Annotated in this window: 4 protein-coding genes and 2 pseudogenes; 2 read left to right on the top strand and 4 right to left on the bottom strand. The window is 69.9% G+C overall.

Going from position 1 to position 6,883, the window contains the following annotated elements; all coding sequences use genetic code 11:
* Nucleotides 1-565, top strand: a pseudogene (locus tag E2651_RS16530) (transcriptional regulator); the annotation flags it as partial.
* Nucleotides 566-572: 7 nt separating this feature from the next.
* Here E2651_RS16530 and E2651_RS16525 read toward each other — a convergent pair.
* On the bottom strand, nt 573-1,235 hold the full coding sequence (locus E2651_RS16525) for an NAD(P)H-binding protein (RefSeq protein ID WP_135331903.1): 663 nt from the start codon (nt 1,233-1,235) through the stop codon (nt 573-575).
* A gap of 116 nt (nt 1,236-1,351) precedes the next feature.
* On the opposite strand from E2651_RS16525, the gene E2651_RS16520 reads away from it, so the two are divergent.
* Nucleotides 1,352-1,807, top strand: a complete 456-nt coding sequence (locus E2651_RS16520) for a helix-turn-helix domain-containing protein (protein ID WP_135331902.1) — start codon at nt 1,352-1,354, stop codon at nt 1,805-1,807.
* Here the strand turns inward: E2651_RS16520 and E2651_RS16515 are convergent.
* The 3 genes and pseudogenes from E2651_RS16515 to E2651_RS16505 all read right to left on the bottom strand — a co-directional run.
* Nucleotides 1,791-3,377 (bottom strand): annotated as a pseudogene (locus tag E2651_RS16515) (glycoside hydrolase); the annotation flags it as partial. The gene E2651_RS16520 and the pseudogene E2651_RS16515 overlap by 17 nt on opposite strands.
* A 69-nt stretch (nt 3,378-3,446) precedes the next feature.
* Nucleotides 3,447-5,501, bottom strand: coding sequence for a beta-galactosidase (locus tag E2651_RS16510; RefSeq protein ID WP_135331901.1), 2,055 nt, complete (start codon nt 5,499-5,501; stop codon nt 3,447-3,449).
* Nucleotides 5,502-5,531: 30 nt separating this feature from the next.
* Nucleotides 5,532-6,869 carry an extracellular solute-binding protein gene (locus E2651_RS16505; protein WP_135331900.1) on the bottom strand — a complete coding sequence of 446 codons (1,338 nt, stop codon included), beginning with the start codon at nt 6,867-6,869 and terminating at the stop codon, nt 5,532-5,534.
* Nucleotides 6,870-6,883 lie beyond the last annotated feature (14 nt).

Here is a 6,883-nt window from a genome sequence, read left to right as displayed (position 1 = left end):
CAGCCGCACGGTCCGCCCCCACCTGAAGCTGATCCTGGAGACCATGCGGCCGAACCCGGCCTACATCGTCAGCCGCAGCATGGACCTGCTCGCCTGGAACCCCGGCGGCCTCGCCCTGTACGCGGGACTCGCCGACTGGCCCGTCAAGCAGCGGAACCTGGCCCGCTACCTCTTCCTCCACCCCGCCGCACACGAGCTGTTCCCCGACTGGGAGAACCTGGTCCGTTCCTGCGTCGCCCGGCTGCGCGCCGAGGCCGGCACCAACCCCGACGCCCCCGACTTCACCAGCCTCGTCGGCGAGCTGCTCCTCAAGAGCCCGGACTTCGCCAGGCTGTGGGAACGCTACGACGTCGTCGGCCGCAAGAAGGTCCAGAAGACCTTCCACCACCCCACGGTCGGCGTCCTCACCCTCAGCGGCCAGAGCATGCACCTCGACGGCACCCCCGGCCAACGCCTCAGCGCCTACACCGCCGAACCGGGCACCCCCGACCACGACGCCATGCTCCTCCTCGACCTGACCGCCGAGCCGGCGGCCCCCGCCCCGACCGCCGGGCGGAGCTCATGAGCCGCCGTCACGTCACTGCCAGGTGGCCGCGGTGGTGCCGCGGGGTCTCGGACTCGGACCCGGTCTCGGACTCGGCCTCATCGAGCAGGGCGAGGGCGAAGTCGGCGTAAGAGATACGGGCCGCCATGTCGCCGTGTTCGCGCACGCTGTAGTGGCCGGTGCGCCCGCCCTCGTGGTCGAAGTCGCCGGCCGGGCTCACATACACCCAGTCCAGTGCGCCACCCTCGGCACGGAGAATCTCCAGCCCGGAGGCGTGAGCCAGACAGAAGGGCCGAAACTCCGCGGGGAACCCGGGGGCGTCAAGGAGCCGGGTCCCGTCCGGGCCCGCCAGCAGCGTGGAGAGCCCGACCGAGACGAGCCGGTTCACCTCGGCCTTGCGCAGGCCCGTGACGAGGGAGTGCGCCGCGCTCCGGAAGAACGCGTCCGGGTCTGTGCCCTCGCCGTACGCCGCGGCCGCGTTGATCGCCGCGTCGTGGCCCTGCGCGAGGGAGGCGACATCCGCCACGTCGGTGACGTCGCCGGCGGCGATCCGTACGCCACTGTCGGTCGGGCCGCTGTAGCGCGCGGGCTCGCGCACCACCGCGGTGACCTCGTGCCCACGGCGGCGCGCCTCGGCGACTGCCTGCCGACCGGCACGGCCGCCCGCACCGAAAATCACGATCTTGCTCATCGTCGGAATACCTCCTGGTGAGTCGTTGCTCCGGAAGGTATCCGTGCGGGCGGTTACCACCTGGATACCGCGATACCGCGACACCGCCGGCGATCGGCGCGAGGCAGGAGATCTCCATGACGTACCGGCAGTCGTTGCAGCCGTTGCCTCCCGACATGTTCGACGAGCTGTGCCCGTCGTCGCTGCTGCCGTTCCGCTTCGGGGACAAGTGGGCGGCCCTGGTCATCCGCTGTCTGGAGGACGGCCCGCGCCGCTTCTCCCAACTCCGTGTGCCGCTGCACCGCGTCACTCCGAAGGTGCTGACGCAGTCGCTGCGCGGCCTGGAACGCGACGGGCTCGTGTCCCGCACGGTGTACGAGGACCCGCAGCCGCGGGTGGAGTACGCGCTGACGCCACTGGGCCGCAGCATGCTGGAGCCGATGTACGCGGCGTGTGCGTGGGCGGCCGCGCACTGGGACGAGTTGCTCGATGCGCGGGAGGCGTACGAGGACCGTGGTGCCGACGGTACGAGGACTACGTCGACCGCACCGGCCGTCCGTCCGGTCAGCGCCTCGCTGTCGCGCCGTCGATGACGAACGACGTCACCGACTGTGCGGGCACCTTGATGACGGCCTTCTTGTCGGTGACCGCGACGGGGTCGCGCCGTTCCAGCTTGCCGTCGGCGCTCGTCACGACGGGCGTGACCGTCGCGTCTCCGCTGACCCGGCGGAACTTGGACAGGTCGACCGTGACCGTCCGGCTGTCCGTGGTGCTGTTGACGTGGACCACCGTGGCACCGTCGTCCTTCGGGGAGACGGCCGCGGCGCTTGAGGTGTCGTCGACCTTGATGAGCCGGTCGCCGGGCTTGATGTAATGGGTGAAGTTGCGGGCCGTGTCGAACTTGGTGTTCGTCCGGACGGGGCAGCTCTCCAGGGTGTCCTCGGAGGTGCAGCTGAACGGGAGCTGGATGCTGCCCCAGTTGCCGCCCTTGGCGGATTCCCCGCCGGGCTTCATGTTGTCGTAGTCCTCGACCGGCTGCCAGAACACCCAGCCACGGGGCTCGAGTTCGCGCAGGTCGTCGACCATGTGCTGGGCCAGGCCGAGGCCGGGGCGCATGTCGGTGAAGGACTGGCCGTCGCCCCAGTCGCCCTCGACCTCGCTCATCCACAGCGGCTTGCCTGCCGCCTCGGCGAGGTCACGGACCTTGGTGCGGCCGCCCGTGCCGTACGTGTGGACGTTCATCTGCGCGACGAGATCGCGTACGTCGTCCGGGTAGGCGTTCCAGTTCTGCGCGAAGAGGTCAGGGTTGGTCTCGTCCATGGCCGAGATCCGCGCGCCGGTCTTCGCCTCCTTCAGGGCGGGGGCGAGGGAGCGTATGACCGTCTGCTGGAGGTCCGGTCCGATGTGGGCGCCCTCCTGACGGCCGCCGACCGGCTCGCCGTCCGGGCCCAACTCGGTCTTCCAGTAGTCGGTGTTGGGCTCGTTGAACGGGTCGATGGTGTCGACCTTGATGCCGTGCGCCTGCTCCAGGCGCCGGGTGGCGCCCGCGAGATAGGCGGAGAAGGCGTCCACCGAATCCGGCTTGAGCTGGTCGGCGTTGGCGTCGAAGCCGCCGGAGACATAGCCGCTCTTCGTCATGAACCACGGCGGTGAGTTGCTGAAGGTCTCCCAGTGGTCGATGTCGCCCTTGATGCGGTCGACCCACCAGCGCTGGGTGGCGTCGGCCTTCGGGTTCCAGTCCGCCGGGTCCTCGGCGTCCCACCAGTCGACGTCGTCGCGTGTGGTGCCGTCCGGGGCCTTCCACCAGCCCTCGACGGCTCCTCCCGCGCGGAGATAGTCCTTGACGTCGGGGGCGTTGCCGCCGCCGATGTTGTAGCGGGCGATGTTCAGTGCCAGGCCTTCGTCGCCGAAGAGGAGGCTCGCCAGCTTCTCGCGGATCTCCTCGGGATAGCCGCCGGTGACGTCGGCGAACCAGACGAGACTGGTCCCCCAGCCCTCGAACTTCTCCTGCTGGACGGAGGGGTCGGGCCGGACGGTGACGGCGGAGTCCGCCGCGGTGGCCGTCGACGAAGGGGCGGCCAGGAGTGTGGCGGTGGTGGCCAGGGCGGTGATCCCTACGACTCCGAGGAGATGACGTGATGTGCGGCTCTTCCGTGGTGCCATCGTGTGCTCCCAACTCGTGTGCGGTCAGAGAGGTGGCGCGGTCAGGTGGTGCGGGTCAGGTGGCTCGGGTCAGGTGGTGAGGGGGCGGCGCAGCACGGCGATCTCCCTTGGCGGCAGGACGAGTTCGCCCTCGGTGCCTACGTCGCCGGTGAGGACCTCGCCGCGCACGCCGGGCAGCGGCACCGGGGCGTCGGTGCGATTGACCAGGAAGAGGAAGCGGGCGTCGGCACTTCGGCGTACGGCCAGTTCGACGCGGCCCCGTGCGGCCTCGGGCAGTTCGCTCTCGACCCCGGCCGCGGTGAGCAGCTCGGGCAGCAGCGAGGCAAGTCCCGCCCGGCCCAGGCGAGTTGATACGTACGTCGCCGAACCGCTCCCCGTCGTACGGCGGGTGACGGCGGGGCGCCCCGCGTACGCCCCGGTGCGGTAGCGGGCCAGTACGCGCACGTCCGGCTCCGTCACGGTGATCCGGTCGGTCCACACCGTGCCCGTGGTGGAGTTGTCGAGGTCGGCGCTGTCGTCGCCCAGTAGCGGGCCGAACTCCTCGACGCGGATGCCGAGCAGCTCGCGCAGGGCTCCCGGGTGGCCGCCGAGCCAGATGTGGTCGTTCTCGTCGACCACTCCGGAGAAGTAGGTGGTGACCAGGTGACCGCCGCCCTCCGCGTACCGGGTGAGGTCCTTGGCGAGCGTCGCGGGGACCATGTGAAGGACGGGGGCGATCACGACGTCGTACGTCTCGAGGCCGGTACGGGTGGTGATGATGTCGGCGCGTACGCCGACGGCAAGGAGCGCCGAGTACCAGTCGAGCGCCTCCTGCCGGTAGTCGAGCAGGGAGGTGGGGTGGGAGTCCTGTTCGCTCGCCCACCACGACTCCCAGTCGAAGAGGACGGCGACACGCGCCGGTTCCCGTACCGTCCCCGCGACCGGAGCGAGCACGGAAAGGGTCCGTCCGAGCCCGGCGGCCGCCCGGAACACCTCGCTGTCGGGACCGGCGTGCGGCACCATCGCCGAGTGGTACTTCTCCGCACCGGCCGCCGACTGGCGCCACTGGAAGAAGCACACGGCGTCGGCGCCGTGCGCGACGTGCAGGAGTGAGTCGCGGGCGAGGTCGCCCGGACGCTTGGCGAGGTTGACGGGCTGCCAGTTCACGGCACTGGTGGAGTGCTCCATGAGGAACCACGGGCGGTGATCCGCGAGGGCGCTGGTGAGATTGGCGGAGAAGGACAGCTCGTCACGGTCCTGCGGGCCCGGCACGACGTAGTGGTCGTTGGCGACGAAATCGACGGCGCCCGAGCCCGCCCAGTCGGCGTAGTCCATGCCCTTCGTGCCGCCCATGACCATGAAGTTGGTGGTCACGGGCACATCCGGGGTGATCTCGCGCAGCACGTCCCGCTCGGCGCACAGGTACTCCTTGAGCGCGTGGGAGGAGAACCGTTTGAAGTCCAGCTGCTGCGTCGGATTGGGGTGGGAGGCCGCGAGGCGCGGCGGCAGGAGCTGCTCCCAGTCGCTGTAGCGCTGGGACCAGAAGGCGGTGCCCCAGGCGTGGTTGAGGCCGTCGAGGGTGGTGTAGCGGGCACGCAGCCAGGCGCGGAAGGCGCGGGCGGCGTCGTCGGAGTAGTCGTGGATGTTGTGGCAGCCCAGCTCGTTGTTGACGTGCCAGGCCACCAGGGCCGGGTGGCCGGCGTACCGGGTCGCCATCTCCCGTACCAGGCGCAGCGCATGGGCGCGGAAGACCGGCGACGTGGGCCGCCAGTGCTGCCGCGCCCCCGGCCACACCGTCTCGCCGGACGCGGTCACGGGGAGGATCTCCGGGTGCGCGGTGGTCAGCCACGGCGGCGGGGACGCGGTCGCTGTGGCGAGGTCGACGCCGATGCCGCCCGCGTGCAGCAGGTCCATGACCTCGTCGAGCCAGCCGAAGTCCCAGGTGTCGGCGGTGGGTTGGAGCCGGGCCCAGGAGAAGATCGCGAGGGAGACGACATTCACTCCGGCCTCGCGCATCAGCCGGACGTCCTCCTCCCACACCTCCCGCGTCCACTGCTCGGGGTTGTAGTCGGCGCCGTAACCGAGCCGTCGGCTGCCGTCGGGGCCCTTCGCGTACGGAAAACGGGAGGTGAGAGGGGTGGTCATGCAGGTCCTTCCAGTAGTGCGATCGGGGGGCTACTTCTCGACGGTGAAGCCCTGCTCGCCGCCGTACTTGACGGAGGAGTCCTGCCACGCCTTCAGGCCCTGCGTCAGCTTCGTGCCGGAGACGTAGGACTTGCCGACGGTGTCGTTGAAGACCGAGTTGGCGTACACCTGGTACGGCAGGTACTTCCAGTCGGCGGGGACCTTCGCGGCGGACTCGGCGAAGATCTTGTTGGCCTTCTGGCCGCCGAAGTAGGGGAACTCGGTGTCCTGGAACGCCTTGGACCCGAGGTCCTTGGTGGTGGCCGGGAAGGCGCCGTCCTTGATGCGGGTCTGCACGCCCGCACCGGAGTTGGCGTACTCGACGAAGGCGTACGCGAGTTCCTTGTTCTTGCCGAGCTCGGGAAGGGCCAGCGAGCTGCCGCCGTTCTCGGCGCTCACATCGGCGCCCTTGGTCCACTGCGGCAGCGGTGCGGCACGCCAGTCCCCTTCTGCGCCCTTCACGCCCGAGGCGAAGTTGGCGGGCATCCAGGCGCCGATGGGCAGCGTGGCGATGGTGCCGTCGCCCAGGCCCTTGTACCAGTCGTCGCTCCAGCCGGTGACGGGCGCGACGAGCTTCTCGTCGATGAGCCGCTGCCAGGTGTCGGTGTACTTCTTGGCGCCCGCGTCGGTGAAGTCGATGCCGACCTTGGTGCCGTCGACCTTGTACGGGTGCGAACCGGCCTGCCAGAGCAGGCTGGTGGTCAGGCCCGCGTCACCGACGTCGCTGGTGATGTACGCCTTCGGGTCGGCCTTGTGCAGCTTGCGGCCGGCCTCGACGTACTCGTCCCAGGTCGTCGGCACGGCGATGTCGTGCTTGTCGAAGACCTTCTTGTTGTAGAACAGCGCCATCGGGCCGGAGTCCATGGGCAGGCCGTAGATGCCGTCGCCGTTCTTCACGGCGTTCCACGGGCCCGGCGAGTAGGACTCCGCGAGCTTGTCCGCTCCGAAGGCGGACAGGTCGGTGACGGACTTGGTCAGGGCGTACTGGCTGAGCGCGTAGTACTCGATCTGCGCGACGTCGGGGACGCCCTTCTTCGCGGAGATCGCGTTCTGCAGGGCCTTGTACTGGTCGTTGTTGGTGCCCGCGTTGACGATCTTGACGTCGACCTTCGGGTACTTCTCCTCGAAGTCGGCCTCGACCTGCTTCAGCGTGGGCTCCCAGGCCCACACCGTGACGGTGCCGCCCTTCTTCAGCGCGGCCCGGATGTCGCCGGAACCGACCTTCTTCTGACCGGGGTCGTCGTCGGAGCCGCCGCAGGCGCTCGCCCCGAGGACGAGGGCGCAGACGAGACCGGTGCCGCGCAGCAGGCGGCGGGTGTGCTTGGGCATGGCGATGCTTCCAC

The organism is Streptomyces sp. MZ04 (assembly GCF_004684775.1).
GTDB lineage: Bacteria > Actinomycetota > Actinomycetes > Streptomycetales > Streptomycetaceae > Streptomyces.
Note: the sequence above shows the minus strand (reverse complement) of the source record. Positions and strands in the feature narration are given on the sequence as shown.

Coding starts and splice junctions, on each gene's coding strand:
- E2651_RS16525 (WP_135331903.1), bottom strand. CDS start 1,235: ATGAGCAAGATCGTGATTTTCGGTGCGGGCGGCCGTGCCGGTCGGCAG.
- E2651_RS16520 (WP_135331902.1), top strand. CDS start 1,352: ATGACGTACCGGCAGTCGTTGCAGCCGTTGCCTCCCGACATGTTCGAC.
- E2651_RS16510 (WP_135331901.1), bottom strand. CDS start 5,501: ATGACCACCCCTCTCACCTCCCGTTTTCCGTACGCGAAGGGCCCCGAC.
- E2651_RS16505 (WP_135331900.1), bottom strand. CDS start 6,869: ATGCCCAAGCACACCCGCCGCCTGCTGCGCGGCACCGGTCTCGTCTGC.